This window comes from Streptomyces luteolifulvus (genome assembly GCF_008806595.1).
Lineage (GTDB): Bacteria > Actinomycetota > Actinomycetes > Streptomycetales > Streptomycetaceae > Streptomyces > Streptomyces luteolifulvus.
The window spans coordinates 427115-447936 of the sequence record NZ_VZRB01000002.1 but is presented as its reverse complement, the minus strand read 5'-3'; the positions used below and the strand labels follow the sequence as shown (position 1 = coordinate 447936).

Sequence of the window (20822 nt, the reverse complement as noted above, 5' to 3'; positions counted from 1 at the left end):
GCTGCCAGGAGTGAGTCCGGTTCCGTCCCAGGAGTGTTCAGCCGATGGCGAGGCAGTTACGCGCCGAGCAGACCCGCGCGACGATCATCACGGCCGCCGCCGACCTGTTCGACCGGCGCGGCTACGAGTCGACAAGTCTGAGTGACATCGTCGACCACGCCCAAGTCACCAAGGGCGCCCTGTACTTCCACTTCGCGGCCAAGGAGGACCTGGCCCACGCCATCATGGAGCTCCAGGCCAGGGCCTCGCGCCGGCTGACGAGCGAGATGGACGCCAGGGACTGCTCCTCGCTCGAAGCCCTGATGCGCATCACCTTCGGCATAGCGCGGCTGTCCGTCGAGGGTCCCATCCCGCGGGCCGGACTCCGGCTGGCCACCGGCGGAGTCGAGGTGCGCCCGCCGCTCAGACACCCCTTCGCCGAATGGCTGGACATCGCCTACCGTCGGCTGCTCGGCGCGGTCAGGGAGTCCGACCTGCACCCGGACACCGACGTCGAGGCCGTCGCCCACTCCCTGGTCTGCTTCTTCGTCGGCACCCGTGTCGTGGGCCGCTCCGTCGAACCGGTCAGACGGCAACCGCGCAGACTGGCCGAGATGTGGCAGATCCTGATCCGCGGCATGGTCCCGGTGCCCCGCCGCGCCCGCTATCTGACGCTCGCCACCCAGCTGGAGCGGGAGATCAGAACCATGTGATGCCCGCGATACGGTGAGTCACATGCCCGACATCCCGTTCCCGCCCGTGATCCTCGGCAACGAACCCGGCTCGTTCCCGCACAGCGTCCTCGCCGAGCGGCATCCGGCCATCGTCCGGCAGGTGCGGGAGGCCTTCCCGTACGACCCCGGCCGGCACCGCGCGCTCGACGCACTGCTCGACAACTGCATCAAGGGCGTGATCGAGCCCCTTCCCGCCGATGCGCACGACCTCGGCCGCTGGGAGGGCTGGGGCATGCGCGAGTACACCGGCAGCTCCTGGTTCGACGTGCCCTGGCTGTGGTCCGAGAGCTACTTCTACCGGCAGCTCCTCGACACGGTCGGCTACTTCGGGCCCGGCCCCTGGCAGGGCATCGACCCCTTCCGGCCGTTCAAGCTCGCCGAACTCGACGCCCCGGAGACGGACGAGGAACTGACCGCGCTCGACACCCTCGCCGGCCGGCCCGCCGACGAGCAGGCGCGGGCCCTGCTGCACGGCTCGCTGTGGGGCAATCGCGCGGACCTCGGCTTCCGTCTCTCCACCGAGCACCCCGGCTCCCCGGCCGCCGCGCAGGGGTTGGTGGCCGACGACAGCGAGGACCTGTGGCCGCTGCTCAGCGGCGCGGGCACGCTGTGCCTGATCGCCGACAACGCCGGCCGTGAACTCATCCCGGACCTGCTCCTCATCGCCCACCTCCTCGAACACGGGTGCGTCGAGCGGGCCGTCCTGCACATCAAGCCGTACCCGTACTACGTCTCCGACGCCACGACCGCCGACGTGGTCGACGCGCTGCGCCGGCTGGCCGCGGCGCCGGGGGCGGCCGCCGCGTACGGGCAGCTCCTGTGGTCCGCGATGGCCGACGGCCGGCTCACGGTCCGGGCCCACCCCTTCTCCTGCGCCCCGCTGCCGTATGCGCGGATGCCCGCCGATCTCCGTGAGGAGTTCGCCGCGGCCGCGCTGACCGTCGTGAAGGGCGACCTCAACTACCGCCGCCTGGTGGGCGACCTACTGTGGCCCCCGACCACCCCCTTCACCGAGGCCGCCGCGTACTTCCCGGGCCCGGTCGCCGCCCTGCGCACCCTGAAGTCCGACGTCGTCACCGGCCTGGACGCCGGCACGGAGGCCGCGCTGGTCGCCGCGGAGGACCAGCGCTGGCGGACCGGGGGGACCCATGCGCTGATCCAGGTGTGCGCATAGTCGCTCAAGTCACCTGCAACGGCAGGGACTTGAGTCCATTGATGAAGTTGGACACCAGGCGTTCCGGGGGCCCGGCGGTCCGGGGCGCTGCGGGCAGCGCCCGTAGCGCCTCCCGGTGGAGCACCCGCAACTGCAGCCGGGCGAAGTGCGCGCCCAGACAGACGTGCGGCCCGCCGCCGAAGGACACGTGCGGGTTCGGCGTCCGAAACGGGTCCTGCTGGTCCGGGGCGTCGAAGACCCGCTCGTCGCGGTTGGCGGAGGCATGGAAGACGACCACCTTGTCGCCCGCGCGGATCCGTCGCCCCGCCAGCTCGGTGTCCTGGGCGGCGGTACGGCGGAAGGTCAGCACGGGCGGGTGTCTGCGCAGCAACTCCTCGACGGTCGCGGCGAGTTCGGCTCTGCCCGTGCGCAGCAGCTCGTACGTCCCCGGATGCTCGGCCAGGTCCAGCAGCCCGCCGGGGGCCGCGCTGCGCACGGTGTCGTTGCCCGCGACGGTGAGCAGGAAGAAGAACATCTCCAGCTCGGCGTCCGCGAGATCACCGTCGTGCGCGAGCGTCGTCATCACGTCGTCGGCCGGGTGGCGCCGCTTGTGCGCGGCCAGCTGTCCCGCGTAGGCGAACATGTCCCGCAGCATGGCCGGCGAGCGCGGATCGACCGGCTTTCCGGCGTTGTCCAGCACCGGCGGACCGGCCTCGTCCGGGTCCTGGTAGCCGATGACCCGCTGCGTCCACTGCAGCAGCAGCCCGCGGTCGGACTCCGGGACACCCAGCAGGTCGGTGAGGTTCAGCAGCGCGTAGTCGTCGGTCACGGCGGTGACGACATCGACCGTGCCGTCCGACTCCCGTGCTGTGCGAAGGGCCTGCCCGAACAGCGTCCGCGCCCGCTTCTCGGCGACCGCCGTGAAGCGCTCGATGCGCCCCGGAGTGAAGGCCCGGCTGACCAGCCGCCTCAACCGCCCGTGGCCCGGCGGATCCTGATTGAGCATCATGCGACGGATGAACGGCAGGTCGTCCGGATCCGGGTCCCGGATCTGTGTCGCGCCGAGGTGCGAGGAGTACGTGGCCGGGTCCTTGAGCACCCGCACCACGTCCGCGTGCCGGGTCACCGCCCAGAAACCGGGCCCCGCCGGCCAGCCCAGCACCTCCGGCTCCTCCTGCCAGGCCACCGGGTGGTGGTCGCGCAGGACGCGGTAGTCGGCGTACGGCACCCCGACGGCGTACCGGCGCGGATCGAAGACGTCGGGGACGTCGGGGCTCTCGCTCACCTCAGGGCTCTCGGTCACATCCCCAGACATACCCGGCCCGGCACCCGGACCCGACGTCACGCGAGGATCACACCGGACCCTTCACACGGACTGATGTGCGGTGCGTGACGCGTGCTCGACCGCCGCGCGCGCCAGCCCCCGGATCATCGGGTGGGGGCGCGAGCCGTCGCCGTACAGCTCCGGCTGGAAGAGCGAGGCCAGGAAGAAGGGGTGGCCCGTGAGTTCGGCCAGGCGCACCTGACCGTCGTCGTCGCGTCCCGAGAAGCGCAGGCCGTGCGCCTCAAGGGTCTCCAGATGGCGAGAGGGGCCGTAGTGGCAGGAGTAGCGCTCGACCGTCCGCTCCGAGCCGATCACGGAGTGGGCGAGCGAACCCGGCTCGACGTGGACCGTGTTCTCGTGGCCCGCCAGTGAGCAGGCCAGCGGCTCGATGAGGAAGTCGTCGGCGCCGGGGTCGTTCTCGGCGTGCGCCACATGCGTCAGCCCGCACGCGCCGCGGGCGAACTCCAGCAGCGCGTGCTGGAACCCGCCGCACGTGCCGAGGAAGGGGATGCCCTCCTCGCGCGCGGTGCGGATCGCGTTCAGGACACCCGCCTCACTGCGGTACGGGCTGCCGGGCACCACCCACACGGCGTCGAAGCCGCGCACCGCGTCCGCCGCCTCGGCGTCCTCGGACGGGATCCAGTAAGGGTCCAGGACGAGCCGGTCACGTTCGGCGAGGGCCTGGAGCAGGAGCGGGATGCGGGTGTGCGAGACGACGTTGGGGGAGCGGTCGCCGACCAGGGCGACCTCGGCGATATGGGCTGCGCTGTCCGTCATGGCTTCATCCTGGGCGCGGCGTCGGGTTCACGTCCAACGATGATTTCTGGATGCTCGATAAGCAGTACTGATGGAATCCTGGGCGCATGGATCCGCACCTGCTGCGCACGTACGTCACCGTGGCCCGCCTCGCCTCGTTCTCCGAGGCCGCGCGGGAGCTCGGGTACACCCAGTCCGCGGTGTCCCAGCAGATCGCGGCGCTCGAACAGGACCTCGGCGCGCCGCTGCTCACCCGTCGCCCCGTCGCCCCCACACAGGCCGGCGAGCGGCTCCTGGAGCACGCCGGGCCGCTGCTGCTGCGCCTGGACGCGGCCCGAGCGGACGTCGCCCGGATGGCGACGGCACCCGAACACGGCCTGACCCTCGTGAGCGCACCGACGGCGCTGGGACCGTACGTCCTCGCCGCGCTGCCGCCCACCGGCGTCACCCTGCGCGTCCTCGCCCGCGACGAGATCCCCGCCGCGGTCGCCACCGGCGCCGCAGAAGTGGGCCTGGTGGACGGCCTGGCCGCACCGAGCGACCCGCTCCGGCTCCCCGACGTGGCACCTCTGAGCACGTACGGCGTGGGCGAGGAACCGGTCTGCGCCCTGCTACCCGCCACGCACCCCCTCGCCCGCCGTGCCCGGCTGCGCCTCGGTGACCTGGCCGACGCCCGCTGGCTGGACGCCCCCGACACGGGCCTCCCCCTCGCCCAGCTCCGCGCCGCGAACGGCGGCCGGGGCTTCCGCCCGTCCCTGCGCTACGACGGCACGGACGTCCGCACGCTCACCGCCCTCGCCGCCGCGGGTCAGGGGCTGACCCTGCTGCCCCGGTCGGCAGCCACCGGAGTGCCGGGCGCGGTCGCCGTCCCGGTCACCGAACCACGTCTGGTCCATCGGACGGAACTGGTGTACGCGGGGTCGCTGTCAGGGGCGGCGGCGAGGCTGGCGGAGGCCGTGTCCCGTTCCTGACCGGGCTGTCAGTCTCACTCGTTCGTGGCTCGTGCCGGGCCGGTGCGCCGGGTAGGGCACCAGCCGGAGGCGAACCATGGAACAGACCGCGTTGCGTCCCAAGCCGATCCCCGGCCGCCAGGAGCGCGGAGGCGGCGGCTCCGGCAGGGGAACCGGCTCCGCTCCCGTCCGGCACCCGCACACCGCGCCCCGGCGCTGCAGCCGGCTCATGACCCTGCTGCTCGTTCTGCTCGCCGGGACCGTCCTGGTGCCGGCCGGGGTGGGGCTCGGGACGACGGGCGCCACGGTGATCGGCATCAGCGGGCTCGCCGAGGCGGAGCGGCAGGCGGTGGGACAGGGACCGTCCCCGGGGCGCCCCCCGGCCATACCGCACCCCGGCCCGTCGCCGTCGGCGCCCTCCCCCGCCTCCGCGCGCGTGACCCTCGGTGTGGAGGCCGTGGACGCAGCGAAGCCGGGAGCCCTGGTCGTCGGTGTCCATGTGCCCGGCTCCGGTCACACTGCGGGCCTGGTCAGGGGTGACGTACTGCTCGCCGTCGGCCGCACCCGTATCGACTCGGCCGCCGACCTCGCCCGTGCGGTCGCCGGCGCCCGATCCGGCGCCGAGATCACCCTGATGGTCCGTCATCGCAGCGGCGACTACGAGCAGTTGACGGCTGTCCCGGGCGTCAGTACCTAGCTGCCCGCCCGAGCGCCATCACCACGGCGCTGCCGGTACCGCGCTGCCGCTGGGCGTGCAAGGGGAAAACCCCTGGTCGGATCTGGCCGCTCGGGTCACGATGAGCCCCATGCTGAGCACCCTCATCGCCTTCCTCGGCGCCTGTACCCTCATTGCCGCCTCGCCCGGCCCGAGCACGGTGCTGATCATCAAGCGGTCCCTGCACAGCCGCCGGGCCGGCTTCCTGACCGTGCTCGGCAACGAGACCGGGGTCTTCGTCTGGGGCGTCGTCGCCGCGTTCGGTCTGACCGCGCTGCTGGCGGCCTCCGAGCCGGCGTACGACGTGATGCGGATCGTCGGCGCGGTCGTCCTCGTCGGCTTCGGCATCCAGGCGCTGCGGCAGGCACGCCGTGCCAAGGGGGAGTCGGAGGACGGCGGCCGGGAGGACACCGAGCCGAGCGGCTGGGCCTCCTACCGCGGGGGACTGCTGCTCAACCTCGCCAACCCCAAGGCGGCCGTCTTCGCCCTGTCCTTCCTGCCCCAGTTCGTACCCCGGGGCGCGCCCCATCTGCCGACCATGGTCGGGCTCGCCGCGCTGTGGGCGGTCTACGAGGTCGGCTACTACGGCCTGTACGTGTGGTTCGTCGACCGGCTGGGGACCGTGCTGTCCCGCTCCGGCGTGCGCCGACGTCTGGAGCAGATCTCCGGGGGCGTGCTGCTGCTCCTCGGCGTCCGGCTGGCTCTGGAGAGCTGAGCCATGGTGCAGTCCGGCTGCGCAAACCCGGCCGATCGGCTCGCGCGGCCCCCGCTGTCCGGGCAGGATGCTGCCCGTAGCCCTTTCACCGCCCGCAGCCCCCGCACCCGCCGCCCAGGGAGGCCCGGATGACCGGCAGCACGGCCGCGCCCTTCACCGTCGACGACTACCGGGCCCGCACGGAGCGCGCCGGGCGGGCGGCCCCCGACGCCGGATACGGCGAGTACTTCGTCCACCGCATCGGTCACGGCATCGGCGTCACCACGCACGAGCTGGTCATAGTGGACTGACCGAGCCCCCAGGAGCCCCTCCACCACCCGGACGACAACGGCGCGACCATGACCCAGGCACCGACACCCACCGCGGACACCGTCCGCCGACTGGTCCGTTCCCTGATCAAGGACGGTGCGGACACCGCCGGACCGGACGTCCGGCCCGTCACCCGGGGCGGCGAGCACTCCACCTGGTGGGTCGGCACCCGCCATGTGCTGCGGCTGGCCCCCGACCGCGAGGCCGCCGCCCGTCAGCGCCGCGAACTGCGTCTGCGCGACCTGATCCGCCCGCACCTTCCGGTCGCGGTGCCGACGAGCGTGGCGCACGGGGAGTGGGCGCCCGGGCTGACCTACACCCTGGACACCAAGGTGCCCGGCGGCTCGGGGGAGGACCACGACGTGTCCGCCGTCGGCGAGGCCGATCTCGCCGGGCTGCTCACGGGGCTGCGCGAGGTGCCCGCGCGGCAGGCCGAGTCGCTCGGACTCCCGCGCACCGCGCCCCGCTCCCTCGAGGCGCTGCGCCGCGCCGCCGGACGCGCCGCCGAACGCCTCGCCCGGGCCGACGAGTTCGATCCCGCCCGCCTCCAGCAGCTCACCTCACCGGCCGCGGTGCAGCTCGCCGCCCAGCCCGGCACCGCGGTCCTCGTCCACCACGGCCTCACGGGCGAGCACCTCGTGGTCAGCGCCGACGGCCGGGTGCGCGGCGTCCTGGACTGGACCGGGGCGTCCGTCGGCGACCCCGCCGAGGACATCGCCGGGCTCGCGCTCGCCGTCGGAGCCCCCGCCGCCGTCCGCGCCGCCACCCTCGCCGGCTACGGCGCCCGCCCCTGCCTTCGCGGTCTGTGGCTCGCCCGCTGCGACACCGTGCTCCGGCTCGCGGAACACCTCGACGGCCGCGACCCCGGCCCCCTGCCGCTCCTGCGCACCCGGCTACGACGCGCCTGGGAGGCGATCCTGCTGGAACGGGTGACGGAACTGAGGGACGAAGAGACGAGCGACGCGGGGGACGCGCTTTAGAGCGCCCCCCGGTGGGGCGCCGGCTGTCGGGGACGCACTCTCACCGGCTCGGTCGCGCGGAGGGTCTTCGGTGGGTGTCGGGTCGCTGAAGTGCCCGCATGGCTCGTCTCCCGCGCTCGGCGTCGCGTGCACGTGGGAGATGCGCTTTGGAGCGCGTACGCCCCCCTGGTGGGGCGCCGGGCTGTCGGGCGCGCACTCTCACCGGCTCGGTCGCGCGGAAGGCCTTCGGTGGGTGTCGGGTCGCTGAAGTGCCCGCATGGCTCGTCTCCCGCGCTCGGCGTCGGGACACGTGGGGGACTCCAGCGTGCGCGCTGCGGCGCCATGCCATCGCGCGCTCCCCGCGTCCGGCTGCGCCCCCGCGGGCAGACCCCGTGACGACGTGCGCCGGATCCGACCGGGTGGGTGACCCGTGTCTTCAGCGCGGCCCGCGGCAGCGGCGGGCTCATGCCTGGAGCAGTACCGCGCACGACTCGCCCGGTACGTGCAGGACGCCGTCCGCGGCCGGTGGGTCGACCGGCTCCCACGCGGCCAGGACCTGTGCCTCGCGTGGGCCCAGGGGGATCGCCGCCGGCCGTTCGGCGAGATTCACGACCACGCGTACGTCCCCGCGCCGGAAGGCGAGCCAGCGCTGCTCCTCGTCGTAGGCCACCTTGATGTCGGCGAGGTCGGGATCGGTCAGGTCCGGCTGCCCGTGCCGCAGGGCGACGAGCCGCCGGTACCAGGCCAGCACGCGCGCGTGGGGTTCGCGTTCCGGTTCGGACCAGTCGAGGCAGGAGCGCTCGCGGGTCGCCGGGTCCTGCGGGTCGGGCACGTCCTCCTCGGCCCATCCGTGCGCGGCGAACTCACGCCGTCTGCCTCGGCGTACGGCCTCGGCGAGCCGGGGATCGGTGTGGTCGGTGAAGAACTGCCAGGGCGTGCCCGCCGCCCACTCCTCGCCCATGAACAGCATCGGCGTGAAGGGCCCGGTCAGCGTCAGCGTGGCGGCACACGCCAGCAGTCCGGGGGAGAGCATGGCCGAAAGACGGTCGCCCTGGGCCCGGTTGCCGACCTGGTCGTGGGTCTGGCTGTAGCCGATCAGCCGGTGCGCGGCCACGGTCGCGCGGTCCAGGGGGCGTCCGTGGTGCCGGCCCCGGAAGCTCGAGTAGGTGCCGTCGTGGAAGTAGCCGCCGGTGAGCGTCTTGGCGACCGCGGCGAGCCCGGCGTGCGCGAAGTCGGCGTAATAGCCGTGGGACTCGCCGGTCAGCACCGTGTGCAGGGCGTGGTGGAAGTCGTCGTTCCACTGGGCGTGCAGCCCGAGACCGCCCTCCTGGCGGGGCGTGATGAGCCGCGGGTCGTTCAGGTCCGACTCGGCGATCAGGAAGAGCGGCCGGCCCAGCTCGGCGGCGAGCGTGTCCACGGCCGTCGACAGCTCCTCCAGGAAATGGCACGCGCGCGTGTCCGCCAGCGCGTGCACCGCGTCCAGCCGCAGCCCGTCGATCCGGTAGTCGCGCAGCCAGGCCAGCGCGCTGCCCAGGAGATACGCGCGCACCTCGTCCGAGCCGGGCGCGTCGAGGTTGACGGCCGACCCCCACGGGGTGTGGTGCGTGTCGGTGAAGTAGGGGCCGAACGCGGGCAGGTGGTTGCCGGACGGGCCCAGGTGGTTGTGCACCACGTCGAGGACCACACCGAGGCCGAACTCATGGGCCCGGTCGACGAAGCGTTTCAGCGCCTCGGGCCCGCCGTACGGCTCGTGCACGGCCCACAGCGAGACCCCCTCGTACCCCCAGCCGTGCCGCCCCGGGAAGGGGCACAGCGGCATCAACTGGACGTGCGTGACCCCGAGTTCGGCGAGATGCCCCAGCCGCCCGGCCGCCGCGTCCAGCGTGCCCTCGCGGGTGTACGTGCCCACGTGCAGCTCGTACAGCACCGCGCCCGGCAGCGGACGCCCCGCCCACTCGGCACGCCACGCGTAAAGCCCGTGGTCCACCACCGCGCTCAGCCCGTCCGGGCCGTCCGGCTGCCGGCGCGAACGCGGGTCGGGCAGCACCGGCCCGTCGTCCAGCGCGAAGCCGTACCGCGTGCCGTCCTGCGCCTCCGCTTCTCCTGTCCACCATCCGGCCCGTTCAGGATCGCGCTCCAACGCGCGCGTGACCCCCTCGCACTGGAGCGTTACACGGCCGGCCTGCGGTGCCCACACCTCGAACTGCACGGACGGTTCCCCTTCGTCTGCTCACCGTGATGTAGTCCGTCCATGGTGCGTCAAACGAGATCAATCTGCTTTTGAATCACCCCTTTTGCGGCGGGTGTCGCCGGATACGCGCGCGTGGCGGCCGTTTTCTCGTTTTCTGGACACGCGGGGTCCACTGACCGACAATCACGAGCGTGACGTCGTCCTTCGAGTTCAACACGTACCCCGCGCGGCTGTCCGACGCGGAGCGCGACAGGGCGCTGAAGGTGCTGCGGGACGGCGTCGCCATGGGCCGTCTGTCGCACGACACATTCGTCCGGCGGATGGAGCTGGCCCTCACCGCGCGCCGCTCGGACGAGCTCGCCGTGCTCACCGCCGACCTGCCGACCGAGAGCCGGATCTCCCGTCTGGTCTTCGGCACCGTGGAGGCGGTCTCCGGTTTCACCGTACGGCTGCGCAGGGCCTGGCAGGCCGAGCGGCTCCCCAAGCTGCTGCTGCCGCACCCCGGCAGCGGCCACGCGTTGCGCATCGGCCGCGACCCCGCCTGCGGGCTGCGGCTGAACCACGACACGGTCTCCCGGGTGCACGCCGAACTCAGCCGCCACGGCGGCATGTGGGTGCTGCGGGACCTCGGCTCGACCAACGGCACCACGGTGAACGGGCGACGGGTCACCGGTGCGGCCGTGGTCCGCGAGGGCGACCAGGTGGGCTTCGGCCGGATGTCGTTCCGGCTCTCGGCGAACTGAGGAGCACCGCTCGACGCCGCCTCTCACCTCTGGCCTGCGCTTTACTCCATGTCGCGGTAGCGGCCGGGCCAAGTCTCTTTCCGCTCGGCGGTGTTGACGTACCCGTCAAGTCGTGACTGACTGTGCCTACACCATGCACACCAGGTGAACCGACGGCACCACATTGTGGAGGTGTGCCCTGCCGCCCCTCCTCCGCTACCCGACCGTCGACGAACTCGGCGCCCGGGCGGCCGCGCTCGTCGCCCGTCACCCACGGGACGCCAGGCTGCGGCGTATCGGCACCTCCCGCGCGGGCACGCCCCTGTGGCTGCTGTCCGTGGGCCACGGCAGCCGTCAGGCCCTCGTCGTCGCCGGACCGCACGCCAACGAGCCCGTGGGCGGCGGCACCGTCCTGCGGCTGGCCGAACGGGCCCTCGCCGACCCCCGGCTCACCGTGGGCGCCGACGCCACCTGGAACCTGCTGCTCTGCCTGGACCCCGACGGCCTGCGCCGCAACGAGGGCTGGCTGCAGGGCCCGTACACCCTCGGCCGTTACTTCCGGAAATTCTTCCGTCCCGGCTTCCTCGAACAGCCCGAATGGCTGCCCGACGGCGCGGCCGCCGCCGTACTGCCGGAGACCCGGGCCCTGCTGGACCTCCAGGACGAACTGCGGCCCTTCTTCCAGTGCTCCCTGCACGGCGTCGACGTCGGCGGCGGCTTCGTCGAGCTCACCCGCGAGCTGCCCGGCCTCGCACAGCGCGTCGCCCACAGCGCGGCCCGCCTCGGCATCCCGCGCGAACTCGGCCCGTACGACACCCTGTACTGGCCCAGGCTCGGACCCGCGGTGTACCGGATCCCACCCCCGCGCGCGGGAGACCTGGCCGCGGCCATCACCGAGGCCGCCGTGGAGTCCACCTGGTTCCACCCGCACCGGTACGGCACGGTGACCGCGATCGTCGAGGCGCCCATGTGGGGCGTGGCCGCCGTGGAGGACGACTCGGCGTCCCCGGACCGGGCCGCCGTGCTGCGCACCGTCAGCCACACCCTCCGCCGTGACGCGGGCCGGCTGGAGCGGCTTCTCGCGCGGATCCGGCCCCGGCTGCTCGCCGCCCCGGACGCGGCACACCTGCTCGCACCGGTCGACGACTATTTACTGGTCTGCCCCGGACTCGCCGACGCATGGGACCCCGACGTCGCCGACGGCGCGCGCCCGCTCCCGCCGCTCGGCACCGCCCATCTGGCCGCCCTGCGCATCGCCGGGCGGCGGCTGGCTCTGAGGACGGCGGGGCTGCTGCACCAGCTCGTGACCCGCGTCGGCACCGACCCGGACGGCGCGCTGCCGGAGCTGGACGGTCTGGTCGACGAGTGGTGCGCCGACTACCACGACGGCTGCGGGGCGCGTTGGATCCCGGTCGCCCGACAAGTGGAGTACCAGTCGCGCGTGGTGCTCGCCGCCTTCGAACTCGCCGGACGGTACGCGCCCGCGTGCTCCCGTTCGGGTGAGTCGGGGTGGGGTTCCGAGGCCGCGGTGCCGATGCATCGGGAATGAAGCACACCACCACAGCGAAAGCGGTACGCGCCGGCCTGCTGGCCGCCGCCGCTCTCCTTCTCGCCGGTGCGACCCCGGCCCAGGCGACGCCCCGGGAGTCCGTCCCGGCCAACTGGCTCTATCTCACGGTCACCCAGGGCGAATCACGTTCCGCCGCCGGCCGCGGCACCCTGCTGCTGTGCCGCCCGCCGTCGGGCCACCCGCGCGCGGCGGAGGCCTGTGCGCAGGTCGACGCGGTCGACGGCGACCTCGGCGGTCTCCAGGCACGGACCGTCTTCTGCCCGATGATCTACGAGCCGGTGACGGTCCAGGCGCGCGGGAAGTGGAACGGACAGCGCGTCGCGTACACGGAGACCTTCTCCAACGCCTGCGAGATGGAGGCGCGGACCGGCGCGGTGTTCGCCCTGGACGGCTGACCGGAGCCGGCCGTGGGGGGAGCATGGTGCACGCGCGCGTGGGCGGCGGTGTCTCACACCGGCCGCACGCGCGCGTGCAGCGCCGCCGCGACGACCGTGCGGGACTGATGCTCGACCTGGTGCTCCAACGGCACCCAGCGGGCCTGGAAGCGCTCCGCGAAGGCCTCGCTCCAGGCCGCCACCAGCCGTTCCAGCCGCGGCGCGGCACGGTCGCCCGTCTCCAGCAGGACCCGCAGCAGCATCGCCGCCGCCCGCAGCGGCAGCCGGCGGGCGAACGCGTCCACGCTGCCGACATAGGCCCTCGTGTTGTCGGCCGGAGGGGTGTGGATCCAGTCCGAGGCCAGCCCCGGCACCAGCTCCAGACCCCACCGTGCGGCCCGCAGCAGCGGCCCGTCGACGCCCTCCAGACGCGGCAGCGCCTCCGCGAGCACCTGCTCCACCTGCAGCGCGTCCTCCAGCAGCCGGCCCGCCAGCCCCCGCATCGCCGCGGCCGGCGCCGGATGCGGTGCCGGGTCGTCCACCAGGTCGCTCGCCCACATCGGCACCTCGACGACCGCGGTCAGACCGCCGTAGCGGTGCACATGGTGCCAGGTGCTGTGCCGTGCGTCGTCCGGCATGCTCGGGTATGCCGCCCCCGCCCCCGGCGACGGCATCACATGCACCCCCGGCCCGGAGGCGGGCCAGCCCGCCGCGTCCGAGGCGGCCGTCTCCACCGGGATGTGCAGCGCGGCCGCGGACTTGGCGAACGACTCGGCGAGCCCGGGCACGTCCTTCGTCAACTGCACCCAGCTGCCACCCAGATCGGTCCCGTGCAGGGTGACCTGGAGGTAGGGCCGCAGCTCGTCGATGACCCCGGTCAGGGCCCGGGTCTCGGGCGGCAGCCGGTCGGGCGGCAGCACGGACGGTGACCACTCCGGCTGCTCGGGCCCCGCGGGACGGAAGAAACCGAGGTGGTAGTCGAACAGGCTGCGCGGTGCCGGGGTGACATGGAGGCTCGCGCCGTCCGGGTCCGCGCACAGCAGGAAGTGCCAGGAGGTGTCCGCCCGCAACGTCCGCTCGATCAGCACCCGTTCGGCGACCGCGAGCAGCGTCGGGCCTCCCGTCGGCTCGTTGGCGTGGGCGCCGGCGACCACCAGCACACTGCGCCGGGCGTGGCCGACGGACAGCAGATGGAGGGGTCTTCCCGCGCGTGAGACGCCCACCTGCCTCAGCATGCACTCGCCCGGCCGGTGAGCGGCCAGCGCCCGGGCGGAGGAGACGAGTTCGGTCACCGTGGGGTAGCGGAGCTCCGGCAGAAGACTCACCCCCGTCATGTCCGCCCGGCCTCGCAATCCGCAGTACCCCACGGTCTCCTTGAGGTGTCAAGCACACGTCGGGGGTGGCTCCGGGGGGCGCCCGGAGGCATTCACCGCGCACCCGTCTCCTGCTCTGCAAGCGCTTCCGGTCCGGCCTCGCCCACCCGCTCCAGCAGCACCACCGGCAGCCGCCCGAAAAGCTCCGCCACGCGCGCGTGCCCCGTGAACTCCCGCCCCGGAGCCAGGACGTCCGCCCACCGCCCCGGCGGCAGCGCAAGCCGCGTGTCCCGCCAGCCGCCCTCCTGAGCCAGCCGCAGCGACAGCCGTGTCACGGCGGTGACCACCTGCCCGGAGCGCGCGAACGCCACACAGTGGGCCGCCGCCGCACCCTCGGCGGTCAGCGGTGCGTAGGTCGCCGTGTCACCGAAGACCTCCGGCCGCCGCGCACGCAGCAGCAGCGCCGCGCGGGTGACCGCGTCCTTGTCGCCGGGATCCTCCGGGGGAAACCGCACGGGCCGCCGGTTGTCCGGGTCCACCAGCGCCAGATACTCGACCTCCGTGCCCTGGTAGACGTCCGGAACACCGGGCATCGTCAGCTGGACCAGGGCCGTCCCCAGGACGTTCGCCCGGATGTGGGGCTCCACCCTGCTTCTCAGGGCGGCCACGTGCTCACCCGGCGGTCCGCACGGCCCCTGGGTGACGAACGCCTCCACCGCGTCCTCGTACGCGGGTTCCTGCTCGGTCCAGCTGGTGTACATCCCGGCCTCGCGCACATGCTTCAGCAGCGCCGCCCGTACCCGGTCCGCATCCGCGGGACCGAGCCCGAACACGGTCTGCCAGGCCGCCCACGCCAGCTGGGCGTCCGGTACACCGTCGCCGGAGCGCGTCACCTCCGTCAGCACGTCCGCCCAGGGCTGCGGGCACTGGGTGAGCACGGTCAGCGCCGCCCGTACGTCGGCGCTGCGCTTGGTGTCGTGCGTGGTGACGGCGGTTCCGGTGGTGGGCCAGTCGCGCTGCACGCGCGCGCAGTAGGCGTGGAAGTCCTCCGGGGACACGGCCGGGCTGCCGGGGTTCCCGCCCACCTCCGTCGCCGACAGCAGCGCCACATAGCGGTAGAACGCCGTGTCCTCCACGGACTTGGCGCGCAGCGCCGACGCGGTCTGCGCGAACCGGGTCCGGAACTCCCTGTGCCCGGGTCCGTCACCCGCCCGCCCCAGCACCAGATCGCGTACGACGTCGACGACGCCGGCCTCCTCGGGCACCACGAAGGCGAGCCGGGCCTCGGCCGCCGACTCCTCGGTGACGACGGCGGCCGCGTCACCCGAGGCGTAGGGCCGGTAGACCTCCAGACGGACGAGGAGTTCCTGCAGCGCGGTGCGCAGCGCCCAGGGGGCGCGGTCGCGCAGCGCGGGTTCATGAGAGGTGGCGCACAGCCGGTCCGCCACCCGGGTCAGACGGTCGACCTCGGTGGGCAGCTCGTGGGTGAGCACCTTGTACGCCGCCCGCCGCACCGTGGCCGCCCAGTCGCCGCCCCGGTCCGTCTGCGGGGCCGCGAAGCGCCGGTACTGGCCGAGGAGTTCCCCGGCACCCGCGGGGTCCGTGAACAGCCCGTCGATGTGCCGGAGGGCGTCATAGCCCGTCGTGCCCGCGACCGGCCAGGAGGCCGGCAGGTGCTCCCCGTCCGCCAGGATCTTCTCCACGACCGTCCAGCACCCGCCGGTCGCCTCGTGCAGCCGCAGCAGATACCCGTCGGGGTCGGCGAGACCGTCGGGATGGTCGACCCGCAGTCCGGCGACGACCCCCTCGTGGAGCAGCGAGAGGATCTTGGCGTGGGTGGCCTCGAAGACCTCCGGGTCCTCGACCCGCACCCCGATGAGCTCGGAGATGCTGAAGAAGCGCCGGTAGTTCAGCTCGGTGCGGGCCAGCCGCCACCACACCGGCCGGTACCACTGTGCGTCCAGCAGCTGCGGCAGTGGCAGCTCCTCGGTGCCCTCGCGCAACGGGAACACATGGTCGTGGTAGCGCAGCACGTCCCCGTCCACCCGCAGATCGCCGATCACCGTGCCGAGCGGGTGCCCGAGCACCGGCAGCAGCACCTGGCCGCCCTGCGCCTCCCAGTCGATGTCGAACCAGCGGGCGTACGCCGACTTGGGGCCCTCCCGCAGCACCTCCCACAGGGCACGGTTGTGGCGCGGGGCCATCGCCATGTGGTTCGGCACGATGTCCACGACCAGGCCGAGACCGTGCTCGCGCGCGGTGCCCGCGAGCGCCCGCAGCCCACCCTCCCCGCCCAGCTCCTCGCGCACGCGCGCGTGGTCCACGACGTCGTAGCCGTGCGCCGAGCCCGGGACGGCCTCCAGGACGGGGGACAGGTGCAGATGCGAGACACCGAGCGAGGCCAGGTACGGCACGGCCGCGGCGGCGGCTCCGAACGGGAACTCGGGCTGCAGCTGGAGCCGGTAGGTGGCCGTGGGCGGAGCCGGACGCGGTCGCACAGGTGTCATGCAGACCTACGTACCCGCCCCGCCCTCCTTTGTGTCACCTTGCGCGGCTATACGGGCCGCTGTAGCACCGTCATGCACCGGTCCACCAGGGTCAGCCGGTCCCCGGCCTGCACCTTCGCGGCCGTGCCCGTAGGCACCCCGTCCGTGCGGGCGGTGTCGACGACGACCTCCCACTGCCGCCCGTGGTTGACCGGCACCACGAAATCCAGCGACTCGGGCGAGGCGTTGAACATCAGCAGGAAGGAGTCGTCGGCGATGCGCTCCCCGCGCGCACCGGGCTCCGAGATCGCGTTGCCGTTGAGGAACACCGACAGCGCGGACGCCTGCGCCGAGTCCCAGTCCCGCTGGGTCATCTCCTTGCCCTCAGGGGTGAACCAGGCGATGTCCGACAGCTCGTCGTGGGTGCCCTCCACGGGCCGCCCGTGGAAGAAGCGCCGGCGGCGGAAGACCGGATGGTCCCGGCGCAGCTTCACGATCGCGCGCATGAAGGCCAGCAGCTCACTGCCGGTCTCGTCGGCGTCGGGCCACCGCACCCAGGCCAGCTCGCTGTCCTGGCAGTAGGCGTTGTTGTTGCCGTGCTGCGTGCGCGCGACCTCGTCGCCGTGGCTGATCATCGGCACGCCCTGGGAGAGCATCAGCGTGGCGACGAAGTTGCGCATCTGGCGTGCCCGCAGCTCCAGCACGTCCGGGTCGTCGGTCTCACCCTCCACACCGCAGTTCCAGGACCGGTTGTGGCTCTCGCCGTCCCGGTTGTCCTCGCCGTTGGCCCGGTTGTGCTTCTGGTTGTACGACACCAGGTCGTGCAGGGTGAACCCGTCGTGACAGGTCACGAAGTTGATCGAGGCCAGGGGGCGCCGGCCGTCGTCCTGGTAGAGGTCGGAGGAGCCCGTCAGCCGGGACGCGAACTCCGCGAGCGCCCGTGGCTCGCCGCGCCACAGGTCCCGTACGGTGTCGCGGTACTTGCCGTTCCACTCGGTCCACAGCGGCGGGAAGTTGCCCACCTGGTAGCCGCCCTCGCCCACGTCCCACGGCTCGGCGATCAGCTTCACCTGGGAGACCACGGGGTCCTGCTGCACCAGGTCGAAGAACGACGACAGCCGGTCCACCTCGTGGAACTGTCTGGCCAGGGTGGCCGCGAGGTCGAAACGGAAGCCGTCGACGTGCATCTCGGTCACCCAGTACCGCAGCGAGTCCATGATCAGCTGCAGCACGTGCGGGGACCGCATGAGCAGGGAGTTTCCCGTCCCCGTGGTGTCCATGTAGTAGCGGGGATCGTCGCTGAGCCGGTAGTACTGCGGGTTGTCGATGCCCCGGAAGGACAGCGTGGGGCCCAGATGGTTGCCCTCGGCGGTGTGGTTGTAGACCACGTCGAGGATGACCTCGATCCCGGCCTCGTGCAGCGCCCGCACCGCCGACTTGAACTCCAGGACCTGCTGGCCGCGGTCGCCCCAGGAGGCGTAGGCGTTGTGCGGGGCGAAGAAACCGATCGTGTTGTAGCCCCAGTAATTGTTGAGGCCCATGTCCACCAGACGGTGATCGCTCACGAACTGGTGTACGGGCATCAGCTCCAGCGCCGTGACGCCCAGCTTGGTCAGGTGTTCGATGATCGCCGGGTGGGCGAGCGCCGCATAGGTGCCGCGCAGCTCCTCCGGCAGCCCCGGGTGGCGCATGGTGAGACCCTTCACATGGGCCTCGTAGATCACCGTGTGGTGGTACCCGGTGCGCGGCGGCCGGTCGTCGCCCCAGTCGAAGTAGGGGTTGACCACGACCGAGGTCATCGTGTGCGGCGCCGAGTCCAGGTCGTTGCGCTCGTCGGGCGCGTCGAAGTGGTAGCCGTACACCTCCTCGCCCCAGCGGACCGATCCGCTGATCGCCTTCGCGTACGGGTCGAGCAGCAGTTTCGCCGAGTTGCAGCGCAGCCCGCGCTCGGGGGCGTACGGGCCGTGCACCCGGAATCCGTACCGCTGTCCCGGCATGACGCCGGGCACGTACGCGTGCCGTACGAACGCGTCGCTCTCCCGCAGCTCCACCGCCGTCTCCGAGCCGTCGTCGTGCAGCAGACACAGCTCTACTCGGTCCGCGGCCTCGGTGAAGACCGCGAAGTTGGTGCCGGCGCCGTCGTACGTGGCACCGAGTGGATATGCCTCTCCAGGCCAGACCTGCATGGATACGACTCTTTCAGCTGTAGCGCGCGGCCGGGGTGCCTTGGTGCCGAGTCTCCCCGAAAGTGATGGAACCACCTATGACTTATGTCCCTCTTAGCGGGCGACCAGTGCATACGGCGGGCACCGCGTACGTCGTATGCCGAACCAATGGGGCAGACACGTACTCCCGGGGAGTTTGGGGGAGTAGGGGGAAGATGTGCGCAAGATAGTGCACCGCCATCTGGGCAAGGTGGTGGCCGGTGCGGCCATCGCGGTGGCCGGGACCGCCGTGATGGTCGGAGTCACCCTGCCGGGGACGGCCGGGGCCGACGAGGCGGGAGGCGCCGAGGCGGGCGGTCGGTCGGCACAGCAGGCAGGTCAGGGGCAGGACGGCGTCCGCCCGGGCGTGGTCGAGCAGGCCCCGGCCGAGGGGTCGACGGGCAAGGGCCGCGACCCGCTGACCGACGACGAGATCAAGCGCGTCGAGCAGATCGCCGTGAACCGGCAGCTGCTCGGCTCCAGCGAGGACGTCGAGGGCGAACGCGGCCCGCAGCGCCTGACCGTCGACCTCGCCGAGCCCGAGGACGGCGAGGCCGACGACCCGAACGCGCCCCGGCGCGCCGAGGTGTCCTTCTACGACTACAAGAACGACGCCCTGGTCACCAAGATCGTCGACCTGGCCACCGGGAAGGTCGTCCAGACCGGCAGCGAACATGGCGTCCAGCCGCCGATGAGCCGGGCCGAGAACGCCGAGGCCGCCGCGCTCCTGATCGCCGACCCGCTCGGCGCGGGCCTGAAGGCCGACTACAAGGACGCCACCGGCAAGGAGCTCACCTCCCCGGACCAGCTGCTGCTCAACGGCGCGGTGTACCGGGCAGCTCCGGGCGCCCAGCCCGCCGCACTCGACAAATGCGGCGAGCACCGCTGTGTGCGGCTGTTCCCGAAGGTCAAGAACGGGCCGTGGATCGACGCCAGGTCCCTCGTGATCGACCTGAGCGCCCGCAAGGTCGCCGAGCTCACCCGCGGCTGAGCAGCCGCCCTCCGTCCAGTTTTCGTACTTGCTCCTTACGCAAGGGAGTCACTTTTTCATGCGCGTGAACAGAATGAGCCGTGCCCGTCGGGGTGCGGCCGTGGGCCTTTCCCTGGCCGCGCTCGCCGCCGGCGCGACCACGGGCGCGGGACCGGCCGCCGCCCAGCCGAAGGCCGCCCCGGTCGCCGCCGACTGCAGCCCCGCCTACCGCATCGAGCAGAAGCTCGCCGGCGGCACCACCTGGCGGATGTGCTGGCGCTACGACAGCAAGGCCGGGCTCGTCCTGGAGGACATCTCCTACCAGCCCAAGGGCGAGGCCGCGCCGATCAAGGTCCTCAACAGCGGCCGGCTCGGCCAGATCCACGTCCCCTACGACGACGGAAGCGTCGAGTACGACGACCTGACGGGCTTCGGCTTCGCACAGGGGCTGATGAACCTGGCCTCGGGCGAGTGCCCCGGTGGCACCATCAAGAAGGTCAAGGTCCCGGACGCCGTCGACCCGGCGCACCCGGACGTCAACGGCCTGTGCACCACGACCCGCTCGCGCGGCCACGCCTACCGTATGCAGGGCAACAGCGCGAACAAGGTCTACCAGGCCCAGGGCAAGGACCTCCTCGTCTACACGGTCAACCAGGTCGGCTGGTACGAGTACATGACCGAGTGGCGCTTCCAGGACGACGGCACGATCACCATGAACGTCGGCGCCACCGGCAGCCTCAGCTACTACGACTACGACGCCGGTGACGGCCGCGGCTGGCCCATCGGCAAGGGCGCCCGGTCCTCCGCCACCAGCCACAGCCACAACGCCTTCTGGCGGCTCGACTTCGCCCTCGACGGCTCCACCAAGAACAAGATCGAGCAGTACGACTCGAAGGTCACGGCACAGGCCAGCGGCCAGCAGGCCCCGACCGCCAAGACCGCCCGTACCAAGGTCACCAAGGAACTGGCGGGCGACGCCAAGAGGTACCGCTGGTGGCGTGTGGTCAGCGCGACCGGCAAGAACAAGGACGGGCACGCGCGGTCCTACGAGATGGTCCCCGGGCCCACCACCAAGTACCCGGCGCGCAGCTTCACCAAGCACGACGTGTACTTCACGCAGTACAACAAGTGCGAGAAGTTCGCCAGCAACAACCCGGGCAACTGCGGTGCCGGAGCGGGCAAGTCCGTCGACAAGTGGGTCAACGGCCAGACGCTCACGCACCCGGTCGTGTGGATGAACATCGGCTTCCACCACATCGCCCGGGACGAGGACCAGCAGCCCATGCCGGTCCACTGGCAGGGATTCTCCATCGTCCCGCGCGACGTCACGGCTATGAATCCGCTCACTCCGGACGAGCTGGCGTGGCAGAACGGCAAGTGGGAACCGCGGAGTTGAGA

Annotated in this window: 17 protein-coding genes and 1 pseudogene; 12 read left to right on the top strand and 6 right to left on the bottom strand. The window is 72.4% G+C overall.

Annotated elements, in window-relative coordinates; genetic code table 11:
* Positions 1-44: 44 nt before the first annotated feature.
* Both F7R91_RS04620 and F7R91_RS04615 read left to right on the top strand, forming a co-directional pair.
* Positions 45-692 (top strand): ScbR family autoregulator-binding transcription factor, encoded by a 648-nt coding sequence (locus F7R91_RS04620; RefSeq protein WP_150944693.1) that lies wholly within the window; start codon positions 45-47, stop codon positions 690-692.
* A 22-nt stretch (positions 693-714) separates the two neighbouring features.
* Positions 715-1887, top strand: coding sequence for a damage-control phosphatase ARMT1 family protein (locus F7R91_RS04615; RefSeq protein ID WP_150944691.1), 1173 nt, complete (start codon positions 715-717; stop codon positions 1885-1887).
* A 4-nt stretch (positions 1888-1891) separates the two neighbouring features.
* Here the strand turns inward: F7R91_RS04615 and F7R91_RS04610 are convergent, their stop codons facing one another.
* Both F7R91_RS04610 and F7R91_RS04605 read right to left on the bottom strand, forming a co-directional pair.
* Positions 1892-3181 carry a cytochrome P450 gene (locus tag F7R91_RS04610; protein WP_150944689.1) on the bottom strand — a complete coding sequence of 430 codons (1290 nt, stop codon included), beginning with the start codon at positions 3179-3181 and terminating at the stop codon, positions 1892-1894.
* Positions 3182-3232: 51 nt separating this feature from the next.
* Positions 3233-3967, bottom strand: a complete 735-nt coding sequence (locus F7R91_RS04605) for a CTP synthase C-terminal region-related (seleno)protein (RefSeq protein WP_150944687.1) — start codon at positions 3965-3967, stop codon at positions 3233-3235.
* 86 nt (positions 3968-4053) lie between these two features.
* On the opposite strand from F7R91_RS04605, the gene F7R91_RS04600 reads away from it, so the two are divergent.
* From F7R91_RS04600 to F7R91_RS04585, 5 genes and pseudogenes are all read left to right on the top strand, one after another.
* Entirely contained in the window at positions 4054-4917 is an 864-nt protein-coding gene (locus F7R91_RS04600) for a LysR family transcriptional regulator (RefSeq protein WP_150944685.1), read from the top strand.
* Between the two features lie 76 nt (positions 4918-4993).
* Entirely contained in the window at positions 4994-5593 is a 600-nt protein-coding gene (locus tag F7R91_RS04595; protein WP_150944683.1) for a PDZ domain-containing protein, read from the top strand.
* A gap of 109 nt (positions 5594-5702) precedes the next feature.
* On the top strand, positions 5703-6326 hold the full coding sequence (locus F7R91_RS04590) for a LysE family translocator (RefSeq protein WP_150944682.1): 624 nt from the start codon (positions 5703-5705) through the stop codon (positions 6324-6326).
* 182 nt (positions 6327-6508) lie between these two features.
* A pseudogene (locus tag F7R91_RS43990) lies at positions 6509-6598 on the top strand (M24 family metallopeptidase); the annotation flags it as partial.
* Positions 6599-6664: 66 nt separating this feature from the next.
* Positions 6665-7615 (top strand): aminoglycoside phosphotransferase family protein, encoded by a 951-nt coding sequence (locus tag F7R91_RS04585; RefSeq protein ID WP_150944679.1) that lies wholly within the window; start codon positions 6665-6667, stop codon positions 7613-7615.
* A 442-nt stretch (positions 7616-8057) separates the two neighbouring features.
* Here the strand turns inward: F7R91_RS04585 and treZ are convergent, their stop codons facing one another.
* A complete protein-coding gene (gene treZ, locus F7R91_RS04580; protein WP_150944677.1) occupies positions 8058-9803 on the bottom strand; it encodes a malto-oligosyltrehalose trehalohydrolase in 1746 nt (581 codons plus the stop codon).
* A gap of 173 nt (positions 9804-9976) precedes the next feature.
* Between treZ and F7R91_RS04575 the strand changes: the two genes are divergently transcribed.
* The 3 genes from F7R91_RS04575 (at position 9977) to F7R91_RS04565 (ending at position 12472) form a co-directional block, all read left to right on the top strand.
* A complete protein-coding gene (locus F7R91_RS04575) occupies positions 9977-10528 on the top strand; it encodes a DUF1707 and FHA domain-containing protein (protein WP_150944675.1) in 552 nt (183 codons plus the stop codon).
* A gap of 163 nt (positions 10529-10691) precedes the next feature.
* On the top strand, positions 10692-12056 hold the full coding sequence (locus F7R91_RS04570; RefSeq protein ID WP_150944673.1) for a M14 family zinc carboxypeptidase: 1365 nt from the start codon (positions 10692-10694) through the stop codon (positions 12054-12056).
* Positions 12053-12472, top strand: coding sequence for an SSI family serine proteinase inhibitor (locus F7R91_RS04565; protein ID WP_150944672.1), 420 nt, complete (start codon positions 12053-12055; stop codon positions 12470-12472). The genes F7R91_RS04570 and F7R91_RS04565 overlap by 4 nt, the downstream gene beginning before the upstream one ends.
* A gap of 53 nt (positions 12473-12525) precedes the next feature.
* Here the strand turns inward: F7R91_RS04565 and F7R91_RS04560 are convergent, their stop codons facing one another.
* From F7R91_RS04560 to glgX, 3 genes are all read right to left on the bottom strand, one after another.
* Positions 12526-13776, bottom strand: coding sequence for a M14 family zinc carboxypeptidase (locus tag F7R91_RS04560; RefSeq protein ID WP_150944670.1), 1251 nt, complete (start codon positions 13774-13776; stop codon positions 12526-12528).
* Between the two features lie 101 nt (positions 13777-13877).
* A complete protein-coding gene (gene treY, locus F7R91_RS04555) occupies positions 13878-16271 on the bottom strand; it encodes a malto-oligosyltrehalose synthase (RefSeq protein WP_150944668.1) in 2394 nt (797 codons plus the stop codon).
* A 47-nt stretch (positions 16272-16318) separates the two neighbouring features.
* Positions 16319-18436, bottom strand: coding sequence for a glycogen debranching protein GlgX (gene glgX, locus F7R91_RS04550; RefSeq protein ID WP_150944666.1), 2118 nt, complete (start codon positions 18434-18436; stop codon positions 16319-16321).
* Between the two features lie 196 nt (positions 18437-18632).
* Here glgX and F7R91_RS04540 point away from each other — a divergent pair, with 196 nt between their 5' ends.
* Together F7R91_RS04540 and F7R91_RS04535 are read left to right on the top strand one after the other, a co-directional pair.
* The gene (locus tag F7R91_RS04540) at positions 18633-19445 is read left to right on the top strand and encodes a Tat pathway signal sequence domain protein (RefSeq protein ID WP_150944664.1); all 813 of its coding nucleotides are present in this window, start codon (positions 18633-18635) and stop codon (positions 19443-19445) included.
* A gap of 58 nt (positions 19446-19503) precedes the next feature.
* Positions 19504-20820, top strand: a complete 1317-nt coding sequence (locus tag F7R91_RS04535; protein WP_150944663.1) for a copper amine oxidase — start codon at positions 19504-19506, stop codon at positions 20818-20820.
* Positions 20821-20822: the final 2 nt, after the last annotated feature.